This window comes from Caldimonas brevitalea, from assembly GCF_001017435.1.
In the GTDB taxonomy this organism is placed as follows: Bacteria; Pseudomonadota; Gammaproteobacteria; order Burkholderiales; family Burkholderiaceae_C; genus Caldimonas; species Caldimonas brevitalea.
The window spans coordinates 355904-378435 of the sequence record NZ_CP011371.1 but is presented as its reverse complement, the minus strand read 5'-3'; the positions used below and the strand labels follow the sequence as shown (position 1 = coordinate 378435).

The following is a 22532-nucleotide window of genomic DNA, read 5'->3' as shown; positions in this document are numbered from 1 at the left end:
CCTGAAATCGAGGCTTCGATGCTGCCGAGGGCCGCGCCGCCGCGTTAGCCCGGAACGGGCGTTTCCTGTTCGCGTCGCGTCAACCCTTGCGCGCCCTCGGCCGGCCGCAGATGCGACGGCGCGAAGCCGAAGCGGCGGCGGAACACGGCACTGAACCGGCTATGCGACTCGTAGCCGCAGCGCTGTGCGATCTCGCCCACCGGCAGCTCGGTGGTCTGCAGCAACACCAGCGCGGTCTCGAGCCGCACCTCGCGCACCAGGCTGCCGAGGGTGGTGCCGTGCTGCGCCAAACGCCGGCTCAAGGTGCTGACGCTCAGGTGGAACTCCTGCGCCACCGCCTCGAGCGTCCAGTCCGCATGCGGCCGGTAGGCGATCAGCCGGCGCACCTTGTCCTGCCAGGACACCGTCTCCGGCGCGAAACTGAAGCCGCGTTCGGCCAGCAGCAACAGCACTTCGATCAGCCGGTGCTCCTGCAAGGCGCTGGAAGTGGTGGGCGACTGCAAGGACTCGACGCTGCGTTGGATCGCCCCGCACAGCTCCCCGTCGGCCGGCAGCGCCGCCCGGCCGCGCACCTGCGGTGTGGTCTGCAAAGCCGGGTGGCGGGCGTGGAAGGCCTGCACCAGGGCCGGCCCGAACAACAGGATCTGCGCCACGTAACGCCCCTGCGGCGCGGGGTCGTTGATCACGTCCCACTGTGTGCCCTGTGCGACCAGGAACACCTCACCGGCGACGTAGCGGTGTTCGCCGGTCGGCCCCAGCAGCGTCTTGCTGCCCGCTTGCACCCACCCCAGCATGTGCTCGCGGATCGCCACCGTGGCGACCCGGTGGTGCACGCGGCTCGCCACCAGGGCCGTAGCGCCGGGTGGCAAAGAGAGCTCGACGTTCATCGGGTGCAAGGGGGTGGGTGGCCGAGGTGGCGCGGGAGGGCCGAGGGCGCCCCCGCGCGCACGCTCAAGGTTTGGCGGCCGCCTTCTTGGCAGCCACCTTCTTCGCCGGCGCCCTGGGCGCGCGGGGCTCGAACTCGAACACCACCTTGCCTTCCTTGGCGTCCCACTTCAGGAAGGCCTTGAACTTGCGCCGGGTGCGGGCCGAGACGAAGTTGTCGAGCAAATCGGTGCGGCCCTCCTTGAGCAGCTTGCCCATCTGCTCGCGCGTGACGGGCTGCTGCAGGATGATCTTGCCGCTCTTGAAGTCGCAGGTCGCATGCGGGCCGACGCTCTTCTCGCAGACATAGCTGGTGCCATGCTCGAACACCGAGGCATGGCATTTCGGGCAGGCGCCGAGCGACTCCTGGCCGCTGAAGTCGACCGCCTCGCCGGCTTCGGCCTCCTTGCGGGCATCTTCGCCGAAGTCGAATTCGAGCTTGTAGTTGCCCAGTTCCTCGTCGTAGACCAGCTTGAGTTCCGCGGTGAACGGCCAGCCGGCCTTGGACCGGAAACCTTCCAGCGGGCCGATGCGCTTGTCGCGCAGGAACTGCTCGACCTCGTGCAGCTCGAAGCTGCGCGCGCCGGGGATCTTGCTGATCGAGAAGCCGCAGCCGCCGTCGTCGCCCTTCGGGCCCGCGCAGCTGAAGCGGCGGTAGTTCTCTTTCACGACGCCGCTGCACTTGGGGCAGGGCGTCTTGAGCGTCGCATAGTCGCCGGGGATCGTGTCGCGGTCGTATTCCTTCGCCTTCTGCACGATGCGCTCGGTCATCGCGGCGATCTCGTTCATGAAGGCTTCGCGGCTGAGCCGGCCCCGCTCCATCTGCGACAGCTGGTATTCCCAGTTGCCGGTCAGCTCGGGCTTGGTCAGGTCCTCGACGCCCAGGCCCCGCAGCAGCGTCATCAGCTGAAACGCCTTGGCGGTCGGGATCAGCTCGCGGCCTTCGCGCACCAGGTACTTCTCGAGGATCAGGCCTTCGATGATGGCCGCGCGCGTCGCCGGGGTGCCGAGGCCTTTTTCCTGCATCGCCTCGCGCAGCTCGTCGTCGTCGATCAGCTTGCCGGCCCCCTCCATCGCGCTCAGCAGCGTCGCTTCGCTGTAGCGCGCCGGCGGGCGGGTCTTGAGGGCGTTGGCGTTGACCTCTTCGTTGCGCACCGTCTCGCCGGCCTGCACCGGCACCAGCGTGGCATCGTCCTCCTGTGCCTCCTTGCCGTACACGGCCAGCCAGCCCGGCTTCACCAACACCTTGCCGTTGGTCTGGAAGCTGTGCTCCTGACCCTGGTGCTGCACGACCGTGATGCGGGTGGTGATCATGTACTCGGCCGCCGGGAAGAACACCGCCAGGAATCGCTTGACCACCATGTCGTAGAGCTTCTGCTCGGCTTCGGTCAGGCTCTTGGGCGGCTGCAGCGTCGGGATGATGGCAAAGTGGTCCGACACCTTGGTGTTGTCGAACACTCGCTTGTTGGGCTTCACGTAGCCCTCCGTCAGCGCCTTCTTGGCGTGCGGCGCGTAGAGCCGGGTGGCCTCGTCGTCGACCAGCATCTCCATGGTCTGCTTGGCCACCGCGACATAGTCTTCGGGCAGCGCGCGCGAGTCGGTCCGCGGGTAGGTCAGCACCTTGTGCTTCTCATACAGCGCCTGCGCCAGCGACAGCGTGGTCTTGGCCGAGAAGCCGAAGCGCGAGTTGGCCTCGCGCTGCAGCGAGGTGAGGTCGTAGAGCAGCGGGCTCGACTGCGAGCTGGGCTTGGACTCTTCGGTGACCTTGCCGGTCTGGTGCCGCACCGCGTCGGCAATCGCCTCGGCTTCGCGCGCGGTCCACAGCCGGTCGGCGCGCAGCTCGGGGTCGTCCTCGCTCTTCTTCCACTTGGGGTTGAACCACTTGGCGTCGTAGAGGCCGGCCTGCGCCGCGAAGGTGGCGCGCACCTCCCAGTAGTCGCGCGAGACGAACTTGCGGATCTTCTCTTCGCGCTCGACCACGATCGACAGCGTCGGCGTCTGCACCCGGCCCACGGTGGTCAGGAAAAACCCGCCGTCGCGTGAATTGAAGGCCGTCATCGCGCGGGTGCCGTTGATGCCCACCAGCCAGTCGGCCTCGGAGCGGCAGCGTGCCGCACTCGCCAGCGGCTGCATCTGTTCGTCGCTGCGCAGCTTGTCGAAGCCGTCGCGGATGGCTTGCGGTGTCATCGACTGCAGCCACAGCCGCCGGATGCCCTTGCTCAAGCCACCCTTGGCCGGCGTCGCGTACTGCACGATCAGCCGGAAGATCAGCTCGCCCTCGCGCCCCGCGTCACAGGCATTGATGATCTCGGTGACGTCCTTGCGCTTGATCAGCTTGACGATCGCATTGAGCCGCCCCTTGCTCTTGTCGATCGGGTTCAACTCGAAGTGCGGGGGGATCACCGGCAGGTTGGAAAAGCTCCACTTGCCGCGCTTGACGTCGAATTCTTCAGGTGCCTTGATCTCGACCAGGTGGCCGACCGCCGAGGTGACGACATAGCTGTCGTTCTCGAAATATTCATCGTGCTTGTCGAACTTGCCGACCACCGGCGTCAGCGCACGGACGATGTCCTGCGCGACGGAGGGCTTCTCGGCGATCACCAATGCTTTGCTCATCGTACTCACTACTGCTCAGAGAAACTTGGCGAAGCCGGCGATGTCTTCGGGAAACATCTCGCCAGCTTCGGCGACAGCGATTCGCCCATCCCGCCCACGCAACAGCGTGACTGGCAAGCCCTTCGGCCTTGGCAAGGCAGATGCCAGCGCGGGATGGTCGAGGACGACCGGAAATCGATAACCTTTGGCCGCCAGGTATTCACGCACGGTGGACTCGCGCTTGTCGACCGCGATGGTCAGCAACTCGAGGCCGCGCTCGCGATGCTCGCGCCACAGCGCATCGATGCGTGGCGTTTGCAGCGCGCAGAAAGGACACCAGGTGGCCCACCAATACAACACCAGCACTCGCCCCGAGGCCTGCGCCTCGCCGTAGCGGCCGCCGCCCAGCAGCGGCAGCTGCGGCAGCACCAGCGGCGCCCCCACCACCGGGCCGGGCTGCGCGGTGGCAGGGCGCCACGCCGCCGTGCCGAGCCACGCCGCCGACAACGCAGCGAGCCAGCGCCGGCGTGCCGGTGCTGCGCCGCGCCATGAAGGCGTCGACGATGTGATCAAGCGTCTGGCCGGAATGTTCATCTCCAACGAATTTGACGACGGCCCGAAGGTCGCGCCTACAATGCCCGCTCTTCGCGCGTACGCGCACGCATACGCGCGCTCAGTTTCAATGTACCCAAAGTCCTCCATGACGCAAGCCCGGTCGCCCCGAGCCCCGGCCCGCCGCAATGCTGCCGCGGCCGCACCCGCATCGCCCGCCGCCGGCCGCCGCATCCAGGTGCGGCGCTCCGGCGTCCATGGCAAGGGGGTCTATGCCGTCGCGCCGATCGCCGAGGGCGAGACCATCATCGAGTACAAGGGCGACGTGATCACCTGGCCCGAAGCACTGCGGCGCCATCCACACGACCCCGACAATCCCAACCACACGTTCTACTTCCACATCGACGACAAACATGTGATCGACGGGAAGTACAACGGCAATTCCTCGCGCTGGATCAATCACGCCTGTGAGCCGAACTGCGAAGCCGAGGAGGTCGACGGCCGCGTGTTCATCAAGGCGCTGCGCGACATCGCCACCGGCGAGGAACTGTTCTTCGATTACGGCCTGGTGATCGACGCGCGCTACACGCCCAAGCTGAAGCAGGAATACGCCTGCTACTGCGGCAGCAAGAAGTGCCGCGGCACGATGCTGGCGCCCAAACGCTGAGCCGCCGCATGCGAGGGCCTGCACCGACCTGCCGCCACACCGCCTTGGCCCCCGCATCATGACCACGCTGCATTGGCCTTGCGAGACGATCTGGGAACAGCTGTCGCCGCTGCGCCCCGACATCAGCATCGAGGCGGTCGCCGAGATCGGCTCGACCAACACCCATTTGCTCGAACGCGCCCGCGCCGGCGACACCGCCGCCTGTCTGCTGGTCGCCGAGCACCAGACCGCCGGGCGCGGGCGGCAGGGACGCCGCTGGGCGTCGGCGCCGGGCGCGTCGCTGACGTTCTCGCTGGGGCTGTCGCTCACGCCGCAGAGCTGGTCGGGCCTGTCGCTGGCGGTCGGCGTTGCGCTGGCCGACGCGCTGCATCCGCAGTTGGCGCTGAAGTGGCCCAACGACTTGTGGCTGCGGGACGGCCCGGGCGCGGGGCGCAAGCTGGGCGGCATCCTGATCGAGACCTCCAGTTCGGGGCCCGGGCCGGGCCGCTATGCGGTCATCGGCGTCGGGCTGAACGTGCGGCCGGTCGAGGTGCCCGACCCGCGCAACCCGGTGGCGGCGCTGGCCGAACTCCAACCGGACGCCGCCGCGCCCGACACCCTGGCCCGTGTCGCGCTGCCCTTGCTGACGGCGCTGCTGCGTTTCGAGCGCGAAGGCTACACCGCCTTTGCGGCCGGGTTCGCGCAACGCGACCTGCTCGACGGCGTCGCCATCACCACCACCCATGCGGACGTGCCCGTCGGCACGGCGATCGGGGTCGACGGCCATGGCGCTTTGCGGGTGCGAACACCCGCCGGCGAGACCAAAACCCTGGAAAGCGGCGAAGTGAGCGTCAGGCCATGCTGAGACTGCTGGTGTTGCTGCTGTTGATCGCCAACCTCGGCTTCTACGCCTGGCGCGGCGGCCATCTCGCCGCGGTGGCAGGTGCCCCGGCGGACGAGCGGGAACCCGAACGGCTGCGCGAGCAGGTGCGACCCGAGGCGATCCGCCTGCCCGCTGCCAAGCCCGAGCGACGAGGGGCGGTGGCGGCGCCCGCCGACGCGTCCCTCCAGACTGTCGCAGCGCACCCACCCGAGGTGTCAGGCACGGCCGCGCCCACGGGCCCATTACCCGCCGCCGGCCGCTGTGTCGAAGCCGGCCCGTACACCGAAACCGAGATGGCGCGCGTCAAGACTGTGCTCGACGCCGAATTGCCGGCGGGCGAATGGAGTCCGCAACGGCGCGAAAAGCCGGGGGTGTTCCTGGTCTACATCGGCCGCTTCCCGTCGCGCGAAGCGCTGCAGCAACGGCAGTCGGAGCTGCGCGCGCTGGGCCTGGCGTCGGAGGAGTTGCGCAGCTCGCCCGGCTTCGAACCCGGGTTGTCGCTGGGCCGCTACACCGACAAGCGCGAAGCCGATGCCAGGCTGGGCGAGGTGGCCGCCAAAGGCCTGCGGACAGCACGCGTCGTGACCATCACGCCGTCGATTGCCAGCTATTTCGTGCGCTTGCGAGACGGGGGCGACGCGTTGCAGGCGCGGCTGCGCAACCGGCTGAAAGGGACTGCCCCTGCGCGCGCCTTCACCGAGTGCCGCGCCGACGCAGCGCCGCCGGCGTGAAGCCACCGGCGGACGGGTGTTGACCCACCGGCCGGACCTGACGAAACGAGTGGACGCCCCCCGGCATGCATGGGGCGGTGGGTGAGCGACAGCGCAGGGCCCGGTGAGGGCGGCGCCGCTGGGGCTGCTCACCGCTGCTGGGCTGCGACGGGGACTGGCCCGCTTGGCGCGCCAAGGACAGCGCCATGAACGCCTGTGCCCCCTTCACCGCCGGGGCGGCAGGCGGCTCACCCGGTACGGAAGAACAGCGTTCAGGTGCGCCGGCGCAGGCCGCGGCCGAACCGCGCCAGCCACGCGATGGCCGCCAGGCCCAACAGCCAGCGTGCGTCGAGAGCACCACCGCCGCCGCCATCGTCATCACCACCGCCGCCGCCGTCACCGTCTCCCGAGCCGGGCGTATAGAAGGTGGGCGGGGACGCAGCAGGCGCCTTTGCATAGGCCATCGCCGCCTCGGCATCGAGCAGGCCGGCACCGCAGGTCGCCGTGGTGCAATAGCAGCGGCCTTGCGGCGCGTCGACGCTGCATTGCTGCAGTTCGGCCACACCTGACGTCACGTGCGGGCGGCTGGTGCTTTGCAAGCCGTGCACCAGCTGGTCGATGGTCAACTGCGGGTTCACCGCCAGCATGCGAGACGCGACGCCGGCCACCACCGGGGTCGAGAAGCTGGTGCCGAAGACAAAGCCGTATTTCGGGTCGCCGCCATCGGTCTCGCTGGGTTCGTCCTTCGAGGCGGTGTACAGACCGTCGTCGCCCACGGTGGGGCCAAGGCGCCCGCTGTTCTTCGAGTCACCCCCCACCGTGGTGATGTCGATCTGCGGGCCGAGGTTTGCGTAGGTCGCTTTGAAACCGTCGCGGTTCACCGCACCGACAGCCAGCACGCCGGCACAACGCGCGGGACGCGACACCCGGCCGTCTTCATTGCCGCCGGCGGCAATGATCACCGCGCCTGCCCGGTGCAAATCGTCGATGGTCAGACGGTAAGGCTCGCAGTCGGTCTCGGACCCGCCGAAGCTGAGGTTGATGATGCGGGCCGGGTGCGGGTTGAGCGGCAGGTTGTCGACCTTGAGGCCGGCGGCCCAGCGCATGCCGGCGATGATGTCGCTGACCAGCGCTCCGCACTTGCCCGCGATGCGAACCGACACCACCCGGGCGCCCCAGTTCGCACCGGCCACGCCAACGCCGTTGTCGCTGTTGGCGCCGATGATGCCGGCGATCTTGGTGCCGTGCCAGGAGCTGTCTTCCGGGGCGCTGCCATCGGCGCACTGGTCGGCCACAACACCATCCCCCGGATCGTTGAAGTCGGCGTCGCGGCCGTCGCCGTCGCCGGCCAGGCCGTCGCCGTTGCTGACCAGGTCGTAGCCGGTGTCGAAGCGGGTGCCGAGCAGGTCCTCGTGGTTGCGGACGAGGCCGGTGTCGAGCACTGCGACGGTCGCCGCGCCGGGGGCGGGCACGCCCCAGGAGCGCGCGATGTTGGGCACGCCGCGCGACCCGATGTCAGGCGCGGTGCTCAGCCACCATTGGCGACTGTTGAAATAGGGGTCGTTGGGGGCCGCCTGCAGGCGGCGTTCGCGCACGTTGGGTGCCGCCCATTCGACGTTCGGGTCCTGGCGCAGCTCCTGTACCAGCCGGTCGGCCTCGACGCGGCTCAACGGCCGGGCCCAGCGCACCACGTGCGCCTCGGCGTCGAGGGGGCTCACTTCACCCAGCGAAAAAGACTTGCCGCGAAAGGCGGCAGCGAGCCGTTCCCGTTGCGCCAGCGGCGCTTCGCGGCCCACCAGCGTGGTGGCGTCGGAAGATTTGAGTTTGACCAACACACCGTAGGCGAGGCCGGCGTCGGGCGCCGCAGGCGCGGCGGAAGCGGGCGACAGCGACAGGGCGCACAAGGCCGCCACGGACAGGAATGGACTGAGGAAGCGCATGCCCCCATTATCTGTGCGATCGGGGCGGGTCAGAGAAGCCCTACCCCAAGTGCCGTGGTGATGCGGCAGCGGCGGCGCAGCGGTCACTGTGAACAGTCTCAGGAGATGCTGCACAGCTGCAGCAAGGCTGCCCGCGCGCCGGCTTGCCGGCAAAGGCGGTGAGTACGCGCCCACCTGGCGTCCGGCGCACCGGGGGCGGCGCAGAGGCGGATGCACGCTGTGACACACGTGGTGTCCAAGCGACAGACAGCGCGGGCCGGGCCGCTCGCCGCACCACGGCAGGGGCCCCGCCGCCCGCGGCCGGAAGGGACGCTGCGCCGGTCGCGGCGCCCGGCGTCCCGACCGGCTTTACTTGGCCGCCATCAGGGCGACCGTGGTGTCCAGCATGCGGTTGCTGAAGCCCCACTCGTTGTCGTACCAGCTCGACACCTTCACGAGCCGGCCGCTGACCTTGGTCAGCGTCGCGTCGAAGGTGCTCGAAGCCGGGTTGTGGTTGAAGTCGACGCTGACCAGCGGTGCGGTGTTGTAGCCGAGGATGCCCTTCAGCTCACCTTCGGAAGCGGCCTTCACAATCTGGTTCACTTCTTCGACGGTGGTGTCGCGCTTGGCGACGAAGCTCAGGTCGACGATCGACACGTTGATGGTCGGCACGCGGATCGCGAAGCCGTCGAGCTTGCCATTCAGCTCGGGCAGCACCAGGCCGACCGCGGCAGCCGCGCCGGTCTTGGTCGGGATCATGCTCTGCGTGGCGCTACGGGCGCGGCGCAGGTCTTCGTGGTAGACGTCGGTCAGCACCTGGTCGTTGGTGTAGGCGTGCACCGTGGTCATCAGGCCGGTTTCCAGGCCGATCTTTTCGTGCAGCGGCTTGACCAACGGGGCCAGGCAGTTGGTGGTGCAGCTGGCGTTGGAGATGACCGTGTCGCTGGCCTTCAGCACCTTGTGGTTGACGCCGAACACGATGGTCGCGTCGACATCCTTGCCGCCGGGCGCGGAGATGATGACCTTCTTGGCGCCGCCCTTCAGGTGGGCGCCCGCCTTTTCCTTGGTGGTGAAGAAGCCGGTGCACTCCATCACGACGTCGACACCCAGCTCGCCCCAGGGCAGCTCGGCCGGGTTGCGGTTGGCCAGCACGCGGATCTTGTCGCCGTTGACGATCATGTAATCGCCCTCGACGCTGACGTCGCCGGGGAAGGGGCCGTGCGCGGTGTCGTACTTGGTCAGGTGCGCATTGGTCTTGGGATCGCCCAGGTCGTTGATTGCGACGATCTCGATGTCGTGCTTCTTGCCGCCTTCATAGTGCGCGCGCAGAACGTTGCGGCCGATACGGCCGTAGCCGTTGATGGCAACCTTGATGGTCATGTCTATTCTCCTTTGATGATGGGAAACCTCGACCGGGCCCGTCGTGCCGCGGCCCGCCGGCCGCAGCACGACGCGCCCCGGCGCTCAAGCCTTGTTCAGCACAACACGCACGGTGTTGGCCACGTTCTCCGCGGTGAAGCCGAAGTGCTTGAACAGCACGCCGGCCGGCGCCGATTCGCCATAGGTGTCGATGCCGACCACGGCGTCGACGCGGTACTTCCACCAGAAGTCGGTCACGCCGGCCTCGACGGCGACACGCGGCAGGCCTTCGGGCAGCACCTCACGCTTGTACGCTTCGTCTTGCCGGTCGAACACGGTGGTCGACGGCATCGACACCACGCGCACGCCGATGCCGCTCTTGGCCAGCTCGGCCTGAGCATGCAGCGCCAGCTGCACCTCCGAGCCGGTGGCGATCAGCACCGCCTGCGCCTTCTTCAGGCCCACCTCGCTCGGCTCGGCCAGCACATAGGCACCGCGCGAGATGTCCTCGAGCCCGGCTTTGGGCGCGTAGGCCAGGTTCTGGCGCGACAGCAGCAGTGCGCTCGGACGGGTGCGGTTCTGCAGCGCGCAGGCCCAGGCCACCGCCGTCTCGGCGGTGTCGCCGGGGCGCCAGACATCGAGGTTGGGAATCAAACGCAGCGCGGCGGCATGCTCGACCGACTGGTGCGTCGGGCCGTCTTCGCCGAGGCCGATCGAATCGTGCGTGAACACGTGGATCACCCGGCGCTTCATCAGCGCCGCCATGCGGATCGCGTTGCGCGAGTAGTCGCTGAAGGTCAGGAAGGTGCCGCCGTAGGGGATGTAGCCGCCATGCAGCGCGATGCCGTTCATGATCGCGGCCATGCCGAATTCGCGCACGCCGTAATTGATATGGCGCCCGCCGTTGCCCTTGCCATGCTCGTCGAAGCGCAGCGCCGGGGTCGACTTGGTGTTGGTGAGGTTGGAGCCGGTCAGGTCGGCCGAGCCGCCCAGCAGTTCGGGCAGCGCGGCGGTGAAGGCTTCGAGCGCGAGCTGGCTGGCCTTGCGGCTAGCCACGGTCTCGCCGCGCGTGTGGGCGCCGACTGCGACGTCGACGGCGATCTGCGCGAACTGCGCCGGCAGCTCGCCCTTCATGCGGCGCTCGAATTCGGCGGCCAGCTCCGGGTGCTCGGCGCGGTAGCCGTCGAAGGTCGCGTTCCAGGCCTGTTCGTTGGCGCCGCCACGGGTCTTGCCGTCCCAGGCGTGGTAGACCTCGGGCGGCACCACGAAGGGCTCGTGCGACCAGCCCAGCGCCTCGCGCGTGCCGCGGATCTCTTCGGCGCCGAGCGCCTCGCCGTGCGCCTTGGCCGTGCCGGCGCGGGTGGGCGCGCCCTTGCCGATGATGGTCTTGCAGACGATCAGGGTGGGTTTGTCGTTGCTCTGCTTGGCCTCGGCAATCGCCGCATCGACAGCGTCCACGTCATGCCCGTCGATCGGGCCGATGACGTGCCAGCCGTAGGCCTGGAAGCGCTTGGGCGTGTCGTCGATGAACCAGGGGGCCACCTCGCCGTCGATCGAGATGCCGTTGTCGTCGTACAGCGCGATCAGCTTGTTGAGTTTCCAGGCGCCGGCCAGCGCGCAGGCTTCGTGGCTGATGCCTTCCATCAGGCAGCCGTCTCCCAGGAACACATAGGTGTGGTGGTTGACGATGTCGTACCCGGGCCGGTTGAACTCCTGCGCCAGCAGCTTCTCGGCGAGCGCGAACCCCACCGCGTTGGTGATGCCCTGGCCGAGCGGGCCGGTGGTGGTTTCGACGCCGGGGGTGATGCCGACCTCGGGGTGGCCCGGCGTCTTGCTGTGCAGGGTGCGGAAGCCTTTCAGTTCCTCGGTCGGCAGGTCGTAGCCGGTGAGGTGCAGCAGCGCATAGATCAGCATCGAGCCGTGGCCGTTCGACAGCACGAAACGGTCGCGGTCGTGCCACTGCGGATTGGCGGGGTTGTGGCGCAGATGGCGGCCCCACAAGGCAACGGCGATCTCGGCCATGCCCATCGGCGCTCCCGGATGACCGGAATTCGCAATTTGAACTGCATCCATCGCCAACGCACGGATTGCGTTGGCCATCAGGGTCGTGTCGGCCATGCGGAACCTGTTCAAGATCCGGCCCCCGCAACGCGTTGCATCCACACGGAAAAACGGGGGCTCGTAGGGGTTGAGAGGAAGCCGGGATTGTAAAGGCGCGCCGATAATCGGCATCCAACCGAGCATCGGATTGAAATCTTGTTGTTGATCATGACCTGCCGTCCTTCGAAGTCATGCCCCCGGCCGCGCCTCGTGCACCGGGCGCCGCCGCCCTCCGTGAGCGAGCGCTCGCGCTGCTGGTCGTCCCTGCGGGGCATCGCGCCATGAGCCCCGCCCGGCCGTCCGTAGGGGCTCGCACCGCAGTGCGCAGCACGGAGGTTGTCCAATCGGCCCCCGCCCGGCCGCCCGAAGGGGCTCGCACCACAGTGCGCAGCACGGAGGTGACCCAGTGAGCGGCAACCTGAAGGCCATCGTGCTGGCGGCGGGACGCGGCGAACGCATGCGCCCGCTCACCGACCAGACCCCCAAGCCTCTGCTCCCGGTGCACGGCAAGCCATTGATCGTGTGGCATCTCGAAGCCCTGGCCCGCGACGGCGTGCGCGAGGTCGTGATCAACACCGCCTGGCTGGAAGAGCAGATTCCGGCGGCGCTGGGCGACGGCTCGCGCTGGGGCCTGCGGCTGCACTACTCGATGGAGGGCCGCGACCACGGCGGCGCCCTCGAGACGGCCGGTGGCATCGCCAAGGCGCTGCCCTGGCTGGGCGAGCGCTTCTGGGTCGTGTCGGGCGACATCCACGCCCCCGACTTCCGCTTCGACGCCGACCTCGCACGCGGCTTCGCCGCCAGCGACCGGCTCGGGCAGCTGTGGCTGGTGCCCAACCCGAGCTTCCATCCCAAGGGCGACTTCGGCATCGACGCCGACGGCATGGGTCTGGCCGACGGCGTGGGGCCCGACGGCCAGCGCTGGACCTACAGCAACCTGGCGCTGTTGCATGCCGACCTGGTCCGCCACGTGCCGGCCGGCACCAAGGCGCCGCTCGGCCCGCTGCTGTACGACGCGATGCGCTCGCGCCGCATCGGCGTGACCCGCTATGCCGGGCGCTGGGAGAACGTCGGCACGCCGGCCCAGCTCGCGGCCCTCAACGCATCGGAGCCCGACGCCCGCCCCGGCGCCGGGCAGCCGTCATGAGCCTCGGGTGGGTGCTGGCGTTGCCCGCCTGCCTGGCGGGCGCGGCCCTGCTCGAACAGCTCACGGTCCGCGGCATCCGGGCGGTCCAGCTGTCGGCGGCACCGCTGTCGGGCGATCACGTCGATTCGGTCTATTACGAGCGCAGCGCCTGGACCCCCGGCGAGCGCGACAACATCGTGCTGTGGCTGGCCCTGGGCACCGCCGGCGGCGCACTGTGGGCCTCGATGCTGTTCGACATCCGCACCGCGCTGCTCGCGGTGCCGGCCTGGCTGGCCGCGCTCGGCTGGGACCTCTGGCGCTGGGAACGTGCCGCCGCCAGCGTCAAGTTCGTCAGCTGGCGGCGCGGCTGGCGCCAGTCGGCGCGGCGCGTGCCGGTGTCGCGGCTGGCCAGTGTCGACGTGCACGAGAAGCCGGTGCTCGGCCCTCTGAGCGTCTGCTCCCTGCGCCTGACGCTCGACGACGGCAAGGTCGTCAAGCTGCCGCGCACCTGCAGCCTGGGCGGCCTCGACCGTGTGGAAGACGTCGCGAACTTCATCCGCTTGCAAATGCAACAAGTGGAGGAGCTGCGCCGGCGCCGTGCCAACGAGCAGCGCCGCCAGGTCGGCCCGCGCCCGGACGCCGCCGAGCGCGAGTTGCGCGAGCGTCTCAAGGCGCTGCGGCGCACCCGTCCACAGGCCACCGCCGCGCACCATTGAACCTGGTGGCGCGTCGACTCAGCGCGCCAGACCGCGGCTCGCATCGTCGATGCGCGCCAGCACCTCGGGCGTGAGTTTCGGCAGCAGGTCGACGGCCTTCAGGTTGTCCTGCAGCTGGCGCAGGCGCGACGCGCCGGTGATCACGCTGCTGACACGCGGGTTCTTGGCGCACCATGCAATCGCCAGCTGCGCCACGCTCGCGCCCAGTTCCTCGGCCAGAGCTTGCAGCCGGACCACCGCCTCGTTGCGAGCCGCATCGGTCAGCTGGTCGCGCAAGAAGCCCATACCGTCCATCGCGCCCCGGCTGTCGGACGGAATGCCGTTGCGGTACTTGCCGGTCAACAGCCCCGAGGCGAGCGGGCTCCAGGTGGTCAGGCCCAGGCCGATGTCGTCGTAAAGGCGCGCGTATTCCTGCTCGACGCGGCGGCGGTGGAACAGATGGTATTGCGGCTGTTCGACCACCGGCTTGTGCAGGTGGTGGCGCTCCGCGATCTCCCAGGCCGCGCGGATCTCGTCGGCGCTCCACTCGCTGGTGCCCCAATAGAGCGCCTTGCCCTGCCGGATCATGTCGCTCATGGCCCAAACCGTTTCCTCGAGCGGCGTGGCCGGGTCGGGGCGGTGGCAATACACGAGGTCGACGTGGTCCAGCTGCAATCGCTTCAGCGAGCCGTCGACCGCCTGCATCAAGTACTTGCGGTTCAGCGTGTTCTTCTGGTTCGGCCCTTCCGACAAACCCCAGTAGAACTTGGTCGACACGACGTAGCTCATGCGCGGCCAGCCCAGGGCCTTGAGCGCCTCGCCCATCACCACCTCGCTTTGCCCGCCGGCATACACCTCCGCGTTGTCGAAGAAGTTCACGCCGGCATCGAAGGCGGCCGCCATGCACTCGCGTGCAGCCTTGACGTCGATCTGGTTGCCGTAGGTGACCCAGGAACCGTAGGACAACTCGCTGACTTGCAGGCCTGCGCGGCCAAGGCGGCGGTATTGCATCGCATCGTCTCTTTCTTGGAAGGAAGGAAGCAGGAAGGAAAAGAGGCCCCCGCACGGCGGCCTTCGAAAGCGCAACCGCCGCGCTGCCGCGGCGATAGACTGCGCAGACTACTGGCTGATTGCATCCCTTATGGATCGCTCAACTTATGCCCAACGCCGCGAGCGCGTCAGCGCGGCCCTACGCGACGCCGGCGGCGGCGCCGCACTGCTGCCCACCGCCCCCGAGCGCCTGCGCAACCGCGACACCACCTACCCCTTTCGGCACGACAGCTACTTCTATTACCTGACCGGCTTCGCCGAGCCGGACAGCTGGCTGGTGATCGACGCGTCCGGCCACAGCACGCTGTTCTGCCGCCCGAAGGACGCCGAACGCGAGATCTGGGACGGCTACCGTCTGGGTCCGGAGGCGGCGCCAGGCGCGTTGGGGGTCGACGCCGCGTGGCCGGTGGAGGCGCTCGACGAACAACTGCCGCGGCTGCTGGGCAATCAGGCGTCGGTGTGGTTCCCGTTCGGGGTGCACAGCGGGTTGGAGCACCGGGTGGAAACCTGGCTGGCCCAGGTGCGGGCCTGGGAGCGCCGGGGGGTCGCGGCGCCCACCGCCTTGCACGACCTGACGCGTCTGCTCGACGAGATGCGGTTGATCAAGGACAGCGGCGAGCTGGCCACGATGCGCCGCGCCGGCACCATCTCGGCGCGCGCGCATGCGCGCGCCATGCAGCAAAGCGCGCGCTGGATGCGCGAGGGCGGCGGCAAGATCTGGCGCGAATACCATCTCGAAGCCGAGTTGCTGCACGAGTTTCGCCGCCACGGCTCGCAGGCGCCGGCCTATCCGAGCATCGTGGCGGCCGGCGCCAACGCCTGCGTGCTGCACTATGCCGCCGGCGACACGCCGCTCAAACCCGGCGAGCTGTGTTTGATCGACGCCGGCTGCGAACTGGACGGCTACGCCAGCGACATCACCCGCACCTTCCCGGTCGACGGGCGCTTCAGCCCGGCGCAACGCGAGCTGTACGACATCGTGCTGGCGGCCCAGGCGGCCGCGATCGACGCCACCCGGCCGGGCGCGCGCCAGCGCGATGCGCACCAATCAGCATTGCGGGTGCTCTCGCAGGGCCTGCTCGAGGTGGGCCTGCTGAACGCCGACCAGCACGGCAGCGTCGATGACGTGATCGACAAGGCGAGCTACCGGCAGTTCTACATGCACGGCACCGGGCACTGGATCGGCATGGACGTGCACGACGTCGGCAACTACCTGCAGGACGACGAAGCGCCGGTCGAACAGCCGGACGGCATGGGCGGCCGGGTGGTCAAGAAGCCGTCGCGCATCCTGCAGCCGGGCATGGTGGTCACGGTCGAGCCGGGTCTCTACGTGCGGCCGGCCGAAGGGGTGCCCGAGCGCTATTGGCACCTGGGCATCCGCATCGAAGACGACGTGGTGGTGACGCCGCAGGGCCGCGAGCTGCTGACGCGCGACGTGCCGGTGGCCGCCGACGAGATCGAGGCCTTGATGCGAGACGCATGAGCCCCGATGAGAGCGCGTTGCGGCGCTCGCACCACCAGCGCCAGGGCGCGACGCGCCGCGCCGGCCCGCTTCGATAATGCACGACCGCCAAGACGAGGACCCGGAGGAACGCATGTCCGCTGCTGATCTGAACATCGCCGTCGTCGGCGCCGGCCCGGCCGGGCTGGCCCTGGCGCTGCTGGCGCAGCGCGAGCTGCCGAGCGCCCGCCTGACGGTGTTCGACACGCGCAGCGTCGAGCAGGACGTCTCGGCCGACCCGCGCACGCTGGCCTTGTCGCTCGGCAGCGTGCAGCTGCTGCAGCGCCTGGGCCGCTGGCCGTCGCAGGTGGCGCACCCGATCGTCTCGGTGCATGTGTCGCAGCAGCAGCCGGGCGCGCTGGCGGGGCGCTGGAGCGAGCCGACGGTGCGCATCGACGCCGCCGCCGAACGGGTGCCGATGCTCGGCGCCGTGCTGAGCTACGGGGCGCTGGTGGCGCCGCTGCAGCAGGCCTGGCTGGAGGCGTGCGCCGCAGCACCGGGGCGGCTCGTGAGCCGTTTCGGCACCAAGGTGGCGTCGTTGAAGCCGCTCGACCGTGCGGTCGAAGTCGACGCCGACATCGCCGAGCGCTTCGACCTCGCCATCGTCGCCGAAGGCGGCGTGTTCGCCGAGCAATCCCGCAAGGCGCTGGCGCACGACTATGGGCAGACCGCGTGGGTGGGCCAGGTCACGCTCGAGGGCATGCCCGGCGGCATGGCCTTCGAACGCTTCACCCCGGACGGGCCCGCCGCCTTGCTGCCGCTCGGCCCCGGTCGCGCGGCGCTGATCTGGTGCGTGCCGAGCGAGGAGGACCCGGTGGCCTCGCTCGACGACACACAGCGCGTCGCGGTGCTCAATCACCTGTTCCATCCGGCGGCCGGGCGGGTCACCGGCATCACGCCGCTCAAACGTTTCGGGCTCGGCCTCAACGCCGAGCGTACCCTCGTGCAGGGCCGGGTGGTGCGCATCGGCAATGCGGCACAGACGCTGCATCCGGTGGCGGGCCAGGGCCTCAACCTGGGGCTGCGCGATGCGTTCGAACTGGTCCGGCAGCTCGGTCGCAGCGAGTCGGTCGACGGCGCCTTGCGCCGCCTCGAGCTGAAGCGTGCGCCGGACCGCTGGGGCACCATCGCGACGACCGACTTCCTCGCACGCAGTTTCACCTGGCGCTGGCCGGGCCTCGGCACCGCGCGTGGTCTGGGCCTGGCCGCCTTGCAGCGGCTCGGGCCCGCCAAGTCGATGTTGGCGCGGCAGATGATGTTCGGGCGGCGCTGAGCCGCGCCGCGACCCTCAGGCCGTCGTGTCGGCGAGGGCCACGGCTTTGCGTCGACCCCGCGTGCCCCGGGCCGGTGACGTCAGGCCGCTCGGGAGGCCGTGCCGACCCCGGCGGTCATCGCAGGGCGACCGCGGCCATCGTCGCCGCTGGTGTCGATCTCGTCTTCCGGCACGTCCTTGAGCGGCAGCTCGACGTGCAGCACGGTACCCCCCTGCGGGCCGGCGCCGATGTGGAACCGACCGTGGAAGGCATCGACCCGGTGCTTGATGCCGCGCAACCCGTGGCTCTTCAGCTTGCGCATGCCGGCCGGCGTGATGCCCACGCCGTCGTCGGCGAGCTGCAGGTGCAGCGTCTCCTCGCGCACCTCGATGGCCAGCTGTACGCGGCTCGCCCGCGCATGCTTCTGCACGTTGGTCAGCGCTTCCTGGACGATGCGGTAGACGGCGATGCTGCGGTCGCCATCGCACTCCAGGTCTTCGGGCAGCTGGCGTTCGATGCGCAGGCCGGACATGGCCTCGACCTCCTCGGCGAGCACCTCGAGGGCGGCGGTCAGCCCGAGATTGCGCAAGGTGGTGGGCACCAGCCCTTCGATCACGCGGCGCTTGAGTTGGACACCGCGCTCCAGCGTGTCTTGCAGGCGCCGCAGGCTTTCCACCGCGGCTTCTTTCGGCTCGAGCTGGCGGCGCAACAGCATGCCGACGTCCATCTTGCTGGCGGTGAGGATGGCACCCAGTTCGTCGTGCAGTTCGCGCGCCAGGCGGGCCTTCTCCTGTTCGGCCAGATGCTGCAAGTGGGTCGCCAGCTCGGACAGTTCACGGGTGCGCTCGCGCACCGCGCGTTCCAGCCGGTCGCGCTCTTCGTGCAGACGCTGCGCCATGCGCTGCTCTTCGTCGAGTTCGGTCCGGTAGGTCTGGAACAGCAGGATCAGCAACAACACGCCGAAGGCTATCGACAGCAGCGACCACCAGCGCTGGCGGCGCACCTCGGTGGCGGCCGCCTCCTCGGCGACGTCGAGTCGCTGACGCTCATGCGCGACCAGCCGTCCCAGCGCTTCGCGCAAAGTGCCATCGGCGACCGGGTTGGGTCGCAGCTGGGCATCCACCTGCTGAGGCGGCGCACCGGGCTGCAAGGCTTCGAGGCGCTGCAACTCGGCTCGCTCGGCTTCGATGTAGCGCAACACCGTCTCCATCTCGGCCACCGCGAGGCTGCTCTCGGCGCTGCCGACCAGCCGCTCACGCGTGACGACGATCTCGCGCAGCGCCCCTTGGTGGCGGGCCAGGTTGTCGGTGCCGCGGGCGAGCAGGTATTCGGCGCGCGTGGCGTCGACACGTGCCGCGAGGAAGGACAGGTTGTTGAGTTCGCGCGTGAAGGTCCGCGAGGTCTTCAGGTCGGCGTACATGCGCTCGAGCCGTTGGTAGCCTTGCTCGGTCACCCACAACATCGCGCTGCCGAGGATCAACGTGATCGGCACCGCTAGCTTCAACACCGCGAGTCGCCGCAACAGCGTGGCCGGCACCTGTCCCGAGCGTGCGGCTGCGGCTTCGACCTCTTCGCGGGCGGCCTGCAAACGCGCGAGCACCGTGTGCCAGCGCGAGGGTCGTGGAGGTCGTGGGTTAGGGGGAGGGGGGGTAGGGACCGAATTCACGGCAGTACTTCAAACGTAAGACGCTTCCGACATCGTCGCGTGGGACGAGCCTACAGAGGCAGACCCCAGGCCTTTCTACCATGAAGCCATCACATCGAGGTGTGTCCTTCCATCAGGGCATCGAGCCCGAGACACAAGAGGAGGTGTCCATGCTCTATTACGCAGCCGTGTTCTTCGTGATCGCACTGGTCGCGGCCTTGTTCGGTTTCGGCGGCATCGCCGCAGGCGCCGCCGGTATCGCCAAGATCCTGTTCTTCGTGTTTGTCGCGCTGACGGTGATCTCGTTCCTGATCGGCCTGTTCAAACGCGGCGGGTAGTGCCCGCTGCGGCGAAGCGTCGAGGCACTCGTTCATGCCGATCGCCGCGTTACCTGCAAGCTGTCGCCGGTGTGCGCGGTGCCGTGCAACAGCTCTCCCACCCAGGGAAGACCCAAGAGGACCGCGATTCCAGACTTATGTGGTACCGAGATTCACAACTCAGGAGGACGTGATGAAGACCCGACTTTTGACTTTGCTGTCCGCGGTGCTGGCCGCAACCTTCACCATGAGCGCCTGCAATACCGTCGAGGGCGTCGGCAAGGACGTCGAACGCGGTGGCGAAAAACTGCAGGACTCAGCCGAGGACACCAAGAAAAAAATGTAAAGACTTGCGTCTCACGCGCCCCGGGTGCGTGAGACGCTCACCGCTCAGGTCTCCTTCTTTACCTGCCGACGCTGACGTCTTAGCGGTTCTGGAAGGCGAGTGCCCTGCACCGCCTTCCTTTTTTACGTCCCCTCCCCGCACTCTGTACAAGCAGCGCGCCGGGAGCCGGCCTTTGACGCCCTTGGCCGCGCTGTGCCAGACTTCTCGCAGTCACTCTTCGCGGTTCAAATGGAGCGCAAACGCATCCTGCTGGCAGACGATCACCAGATCGTCCGGGCCGGCCTCAAGCAGTTGATCGACGCCGAGCCCGACCTTCATGTCGCGGGCGAAGCGGCCACGAGCGCCGAGGCGCTGGCATTGCTGCGTGAGGGCAACTGGGATCTCGTGCTGCTCGACATTTCGCTGCCCGACCGCACCGGTGTCGACACGCTCCGGCTCATCCGCACCCACCTCGGCGACATCCCGGTGCTGATCGTCAGCGCGTTCCCCGAAGAACAGTACGCCATCAACTTGCTGCGCGCCGGCGCCAACGGGTACCTGAAGAAGGACGCCGACGTCGACGAGATCCTGCGTGCGATCCGGGTCGTGCTGCAGGGCCGCCGCTACCTCAGCCCCACCGCCGCCGACCTGGTGGCCAGCCGGCTCGACCAGCCAGGCGCCGGCCCGGCCCACCAAGACTTGTCGGAGCGCGAATTCCAGGTGTTGTGCAAGCTCGCAAGCGGCATGTCGGTCACACAGATCGCCGATGAATTGTTCATCAGTGTGAAGACGGTGAGCACCTACCGCAGCCGCCTGCTCGAGAAGCTGCAACTGGGCAGCAACGCCGAACTGACCTACTACGCTGTCAAGAACGGCTTGATTCAATAGCGAGATCGAAGCCAGCCGATGCGCCGCGCGGGTCGCGCGGCTGCAACGCTTTGGTGCACCGTCGGGTAACGGCCTACAGACATCGGCCGGGGCGGCCGCTACTCTCCAACCCAAGCTAGGAGTGGTTCCAGAGCAGAGAGAGAGAGCGAGTCGTTGCGTGATGAGTGCGTCGGTCTCCACCCGTGATACAGCGTCGTCCGCCCTTGCGCCTGATCAGCAAGGCGGGCGCCGCCTGCAAGTGATGGTCATCGAAGACTCGCGGCTGATCCGCGAACGTCTGCTCGACCTGATCGCCAGCTGCGAAGGTTTCGAAGTCAGCGCCGAAGCCGAGACCGAAGCGGAAGCCTTGGCCGCCCTGCAGCAGCACCGCTTCGACGCGGTGGTGGTCGATCTCCAGCTGCGCGAAGGCAACGGCTTCGCGGTGTTGCGGGCCCTGTCGAGCCGGGAACCGCGGCCGCTCACGCTGGTGCTCACCAACACCAGCACCCGCCCGATCCGCGAGCGCTGCCTGGCGCTCGGAGCACACCACTTCTTCGACAAGTCGAACGAGTTCGACCGGGTGGCGCAGGCCCTGGAGGCGCTGCGCTCGCCCACGCCAAGCGCCTGATGGTCGCCCGGCACCGTCGCGATGGTGCAGCGTGTCGGACACGACTGACACGGCGAGCAGCGCTCGTCCGACCATCCGGTTGTCACCACCTGCCTAACATCTTTTGTTGTACAGCCGCGAGGGCCGGCGGCGCGGCCGCGCGCTGCCTGAACCCTCGCCGTGACGATCGCAGCAGCACAGGAGACCGACATGCCCAGCTATACCTATGGAGACCCATCTTCGGACGAACTCAACCATGACGGTGTGCGTGGCATGGCGGACCCGGGTGCGAGTGCGTGGCCGACGAAGCGGCGTGCCTCCGCACTGCAGCGCGAGTGGGCCGGCCTGCAGGCCGACGTAGAGGAGCTGGTGTCGAATCCGAGAATGGGCGACGCCCCCGATGTCAAAGCGTTGAAGGAACGGCTGCAAAGCTCGTTGTACCGGGTCAGCGAGGCCGTCGCCGACGCCAGCCATGGCATCGGCCAGCGGGTGCGGCACACCGCCAGCGCGACCAACGACTATGTGCACGAAGAGCCGTGGAAAGTGGCCACCGTGGCCCTGATCGCGGGTGCCTTGATCGGCTTCCTCGCCTCCCGGCGCCGCTGAGTTTCAGACCAGCCGGCGGTGTGACAAGGCCGGCAAGCGCTGGCGCACCTGTGCCAGGTGGTCGCGGTCGAGGTCGGCCACCACCACCGCCTCGCCCTCGTCGTGCGAGGCGATCACCTCGCCCCATGCGTCGGCGATCAGACTGTGGCCCCAGGTGCGCCGGCCGTTTTCATGCACGCCGCCCTGCGCGGGCGCCATCACGTAGCACTGGTTTTCGACCGCACGAGCGCGCAGCAACAACTCCCAGTGCACACGGCCGGTGGTGTAGGTGAAGGCAGACGGCACCAGGATCAGGTCGCAAGGCGGTGTCATCAACCGACGGTACAGCTCCGGAAAGCGCAGGTCGTAGCAGATGCTCAAGCCCACCCGCCACGCCTGCCCGTCCACGCTCATCTCGAAGGCCGTCGGCGTCTCGCCGGCGCGCAACACCAGCGCCTCGTCGTAGCGGCGCGCACCTTGTGCGGTGACGTCGTCGAAACAAAACAGGTGGATCTTGTCGTAGCGGGCCACACACTCGCCTTGCGGGTCATAGACCAGCGTCGTGTTGCCGACCCGCTCGGGGTCATCGGTCGCGACCGCGATGGAGCCACCCACCACCCACAACCCATGCTGCCGGGCCGCCTCGCTCAGCATGGCCTGCGCCGGACCGTCACCGAACGGCTCGGCGAGGCCGAGCTTGTCGCGGTCGTCGCGGCCCATGAAGGCGAAGTTCTCGGGCAAGGCCACCAGGCGTGCGCCGGCCTCGGCCGCAGCCGCGATCAAGGCGCGCGCACGCGCCAGGTTGTCCGGTAGCGAACACGAGGAGACCATTTGCAAGGCAGCGATCTTCATGGCGTTGTCCTGGAAGGGGTG

At 68.6% G+C, this 22532-nt stretch carries 21 protein-coding genes; 12 read left to right on the top strand and 9 right to left on the bottom strand.

Annotated features, from left to right (window positions below):
- Positions 1-44: 44 nt before the first annotated feature.
- The 3 genes from AAW51_RS01665 to AAW51_RS01655 form a co-directional block, all read right to left on the bottom strand.
- Positions 45-887: a helix-turn-helix transcriptional regulator gene (locus AAW51_RS01665; RefSeq protein ID WP_047193236.1), complete on the bottom strand. Its 843-nt coding sequence runs from the start codon at positions 885-887 to the stop codon at positions 45-47.
- A gap of 64 nt (positions 888-951) precedes the next feature.
- The gene (locus AAW51_RS01660; RefSeq protein WP_047193235.1) at positions 952-3540 is read right to left on the bottom strand and encodes a DNA topoisomerase III; all 2589 of its coding nucleotides are present in this window, start codon (positions 3538-3540) and stop codon (positions 952-954) included.
- Positions 3541-3555: 15 nt separating this feature from the next.
- Positions 3556-4113 carry a TlpA disulfide reductase family protein gene (locus tag AAW51_RS01655; protein WP_169787962.1) on the bottom strand — a complete coding sequence of 186 codons (558 nt, stop codon included), beginning with the start codon at positions 4111-4113 and terminating at the stop codon, positions 3556-3558.
- 106 nt (positions 4114-4219) lie between these two features.
- Here AAW51_RS01655 and AAW51_RS01650 point away from each other — a divergent pair, with 106 nt between their 5' ends.
- From AAW51_RS01650 to AAW51_RS01640, 3 genes are read left to right on the top strand one after another with little or no spacing between them, the layout of a single operon-like run.
- The gene (locus AAW51_RS01650) at positions 4220-4738 is read left to right on the top strand and encodes an SET domain-containing protein (protein ID WP_047193234.1); all 519 of its coding nucleotides are present in this window, start codon (positions 4220-4222) and stop codon (positions 4736-4738) included.
- A gap of 58 nt (positions 4739-4796) precedes the next feature.
- Positions 4797-5582 (top strand): biotin--[acetyl-CoA-carboxylase] ligase, encoded by a 786-nt coding sequence (locus AAW51_RS01645; protein ID WP_047193233.1) that lies wholly within the window; start codon positions 4797-4799, stop codon positions 5580-5582.
- Entirely contained in the window at positions 5576-6331 is a 756-nt protein-coding gene (locus AAW51_RS01640) for an SPOR domain-containing protein (RefSeq protein WP_047193232.1), read from the top strand. The genes AAW51_RS01645 and AAW51_RS01640 overlap by 7 nt, the downstream gene beginning before the upstream one ends.
- A gap of 251 nt (positions 6332-6582) precedes the next feature.
- Here the strand turns inward: AAW51_RS01640 and AAW51_RS01635 are convergent, their stop codons facing one another.
- The 3 genes from AAW51_RS01635 to tkt form a co-directional block, all read right to left on the bottom strand.
- On the bottom strand, positions 6583-8250 hold the full coding sequence (locus AAW51_RS01635) for a S8 family serine peptidase (protein WP_053013243.1): 1668 nt from the start codon (positions 8248-8250) through the stop codon (positions 6583-6585).
- Between the two features lie 348 nt (positions 8251-8598).
- Entirely contained in the window at positions 8599-9609 is a 1011-nt protein-coding gene (gap, locus tag AAW51_RS01630; protein ID WP_047193231.1) for a type I glyceraldehyde-3-phosphate dehydrogenase, read from the bottom strand.
- An 84-nt stretch (positions 9610-9693) separates the two neighbouring features.
- Positions 9694-11706: a transketolase gene (gene tkt / locus AAW51_RS01625; RefSeq protein ID WP_047193230.1), complete on the bottom strand. Its 2013-nt coding sequence runs from the start codon at positions 11704-11706 to the stop codon at positions 9694-9696.
- 439 nt (positions 11707-12145) lie between these two features.
- Between tkt and AAW51_RS01620 the strand changes: the two genes are divergently transcribed.
- Together AAW51_RS01620 and AAW51_RS01615 are read left to right on the top strand one after the other, a co-directional pair.
- Positions 12146-12835, top strand: coding sequence for a nucleotidyltransferase family protein (locus tag AAW51_RS01620; RefSeq protein WP_047197267.1), 690 nt, complete (start codon positions 12146-12148; stop codon positions 12833-12835).
- Positions 12832-13530: a PH domain-containing protein gene (locus tag AAW51_RS01615; RefSeq protein WP_047193229.1), complete on the top strand. Its 699-nt coding sequence runs from the start codon at positions 12832-12834 to the stop codon at positions 13528-13530. The genes AAW51_RS01620 and AAW51_RS01615 overlap by 4 nt, the downstream gene beginning before the upstream one ends.
- 18 nt (positions 13531-13548) lie before the next feature.
- On the opposite strand, the gene AAW51_RS01610 is transcribed toward AAW51_RS01615, so the two are convergent.
- Complete coding sequence (locus tag AAW51_RS01610; RefSeq protein WP_047193228.1) at positions 13549-14520, bottom strand: potassium channel beta subunit family protein; 972 nt, start codon at positions 14518-14520, stop codon at positions 13549-13551.
- Between the two features lie 130 nt (positions 14521-14650).
- Here AAW51_RS01610 and AAW51_RS01605 point away from each other — a divergent pair, with 130 nt between their 5' ends.
- On the top strand, positions 14651-16042 hold the full coding sequence (locus AAW51_RS01605) for an aminopeptidase P N-terminal domain-containing protein (RefSeq protein WP_047193227.1): 1392 nt from the start codon (positions 14651-14653) through the stop codon (positions 16040-16042).
- Between the two features lie 112 nt (positions 16043-16154).
- Positions 16155-17333 carry an FAD-dependent monooxygenase gene (locus AAW51_RS01600; RefSeq protein ID WP_047197266.1) on the top strand — a complete coding sequence of 393 codons (1179 nt, stop codon included), beginning with the start codon at positions 16155-16157 and terminating at the stop codon, positions 17331-17333.
- 80 nt (positions 17334-17413) lie between these two features.
- On the opposite strand, the gene AAW51_RS01595 is transcribed toward AAW51_RS01600, so the two are convergent.
- Positions 17414-18913 (bottom strand): sensor histidine kinase, encoded by a 1500-nt coding sequence (locus AAW51_RS01595; RefSeq protein ID WP_053013242.1) that lies wholly within the window; start codon positions 18911-18913, stop codon positions 17414-17416.
- Between the two features lie 215 nt (positions 18914-19128).
- On the opposite strand from AAW51_RS01595, the gene AAW51_RS01590 reads away from it, so the two are divergent.
- The 5 genes from AAW51_RS01590 (at position 19129) to AAW51_RS01575 (ending at position 21680) form a co-directional block, all read left to right on the top strand.
- A complete protein-coding gene (locus tag AAW51_RS01590; RefSeq protein WP_047197264.1) occupies positions 19129-19296 on the top strand; it encodes a DUF1328 domain-containing protein in 168 nt (55 codons plus the stop codon).
- A gap of 172 nt (positions 19297-19468) precedes the next feature.
- A complete protein-coding gene (locus AAW51_RS27725; protein ID WP_053013240.1) occupies positions 19469-19621 on the top strand; it encodes an entericidin A/B family lipoprotein in 153 nt (50 codons plus the stop codon).
- A 228-nt stretch (positions 19622-19849) separates the two neighbouring features.
- The gene (locus tag AAW51_RS01585) at positions 19850-20488 is read left to right on the top strand and encodes a response regulator (protein ID WP_047193226.1); all 639 of its coding nucleotides are present in this window, start codon (positions 19850-19852) and stop codon (positions 20486-20488) included.
- A gap of 160 nt (positions 20489-20648) precedes the next feature.
- Positions 20649-21095, top strand: a complete 447-nt coding sequence (locus AAW51_RS01580; RefSeq protein ID WP_238947725.1) for a response regulator — start codon at positions 20649-20651, stop codon at positions 21093-21095.
- 189 nt (positions 21096-21284) lie between these two features.
- The gene (locus tag AAW51_RS01575; RefSeq protein ID WP_047193224.1) at positions 21285-21680 is read left to right on the top strand and encodes an ElaB/YgaM/YqjD family protein; all 396 of its coding nucleotides are present in this window, start codon (positions 21285-21287) and stop codon (positions 21678-21680) included.
- A 3-nt stretch (positions 21681-21683) separates the two neighbouring features.
- On the opposite strand, the gene AAW51_RS01570 is transcribed toward AAW51_RS01575, so the two are convergent.
- Entirely contained in the window at positions 21684-22511 is an 828-nt protein-coding gene (locus AAW51_RS01570; protein WP_047193223.1) for a carbon-nitrogen hydrolase family protein, read from the bottom strand.
- Between the last annotated feature and the right edge of the window lie 21 nt (positions 22512-22532).

Coding starts and splice junctions, on each gene's coding strand:
- AAW51_RS01665 (WP_047193236.1), bottom strand. CDS start 887: ATGAACGTCGAGCTCTCTTTGCCACCCGGCGCTACGGCCCTGGTGGCG.
- AAW51_RS01660 (WP_047193235.1), bottom strand. CDS start 3,540: ATGAGCAAAGCATTGGTGATCGCCGAGAAGCCCTCCGTCGCGCAGGAC.
- AAW51_RS01655 (WP_169787962.1), bottom strand. CDS start 4,113: ATGAACATTCCGGCCAGACGCTTGATCACATCGTCGACGCCTTCATGG.
- AAW51_RS01650 (WP_047193234.1), top strand. CDS start 4,220: ATGACGCAAGCCCGGTCGCCCCGAGCCCCGGCCCGCCGCAATGCTGCC.
- AAW51_RS01645 (WP_047193233.1), top strand. CDS start 4,797: ATGACCACGCTGCATTGGCCTTGCGAGACGATCTGGGAACAGCTGTCG.
- AAW51_RS01640 (WP_047193232.1), top strand. CDS start 5,576: ATGCTGAGACTGCTGGTGTTGCTGCTGTTGATCGCCAACCTCGGCTTC.
- AAW51_RS01635 (WP_053013243.1), bottom strand. CDS start 8,250: ATGCGCTTCCTCAGTCCATTCCTGTCCGTGGCGGCCTTGTGCGCCCTG.
- gap (WP_047193231.1), bottom strand. CDS start 9,609: ATGACCATCAAGGTTGCCATCAACGGCTACGGCCGTATCGGCCGCAAC.
- tkt (WP_047193230.1), bottom strand. CDS start 11,706: ATGGCCGACACGACCCTGATGGCCAACGCAATCCGTGCGTTGGCGATG.
- AAW51_RS01620 (WP_047197267.1), top strand. CDS start 12,146: ATGCGCCCGCTCACCGACCAGACCCCCAAGCCTCTGCTCCCGGTGCAC.
- AAW51_RS01615 (WP_047193229.1), top strand. CDS start 12,832: ATGAGCCTCGGGTGGGTGCTGGCGTTGCCCGCCTGCCTGGCGGGCGCG.
- AAW51_RS01610 (WP_047193228.1), bottom strand. CDS start 14,520: ATGCAATACCGCCGCCTTGGCCGCGCAGGCCTGCAAGTCAGCGAGTTG.
- AAW51_RS01605 (WP_047193227.1), top strand. CDS start 14,651: ATGGATCGCTCAACTTATGCCCAACGCCGCGAGCGCGTCAGCGCGGCC.
- AAW51_RS01600 (WP_047197266.1), top strand. CDS start 16,155: ATGTCCGCTGCTGATCTGAACATCGCCGTCGTCGGCGCCGGCCCGGCC.
- AAW51_RS01590 (WP_047197264.1), top strand. CDS start 19,129: ATGCTCTATTACGCAGCCGTGTTCTTCGTGATCGCACTGGTCGCGGCC.
- AAW51_RS27725 (WP_053013240.1), top strand. CDS start 19,469: ATGAAGACCCGACTTTTGACTTTGCTGTCCGCGGTGCTGGCCGCAACC.
- AAW51_RS01585 (WP_047193226.1), top strand. CDS start 19,850: ATGGAGCGCAAACGCATCCTGCTGGCAGACGATCACCAGATCGTCCGG.
- AAW51_RS01580 (WP_238947725.1), top strand. CDS start 20,649: ATGAGTGCGTCGGTCTCCACCCGTGATACAGCGTCGTCCGCCCTTGCG.
- AAW51_RS01575 (WP_047193224.1), top strand. CDS start 21,285: ATGCCCAGCTATACCTATGGAGACCCATCTTCGGACGAACTCAACCAT.
- AAW51_RS01570 (WP_047193223.1), bottom strand. CDS start 22,511: ATGAAGATCGCTGCCTTGCAAATGGTCTCCTCGTGTTCGCTACCGGAC.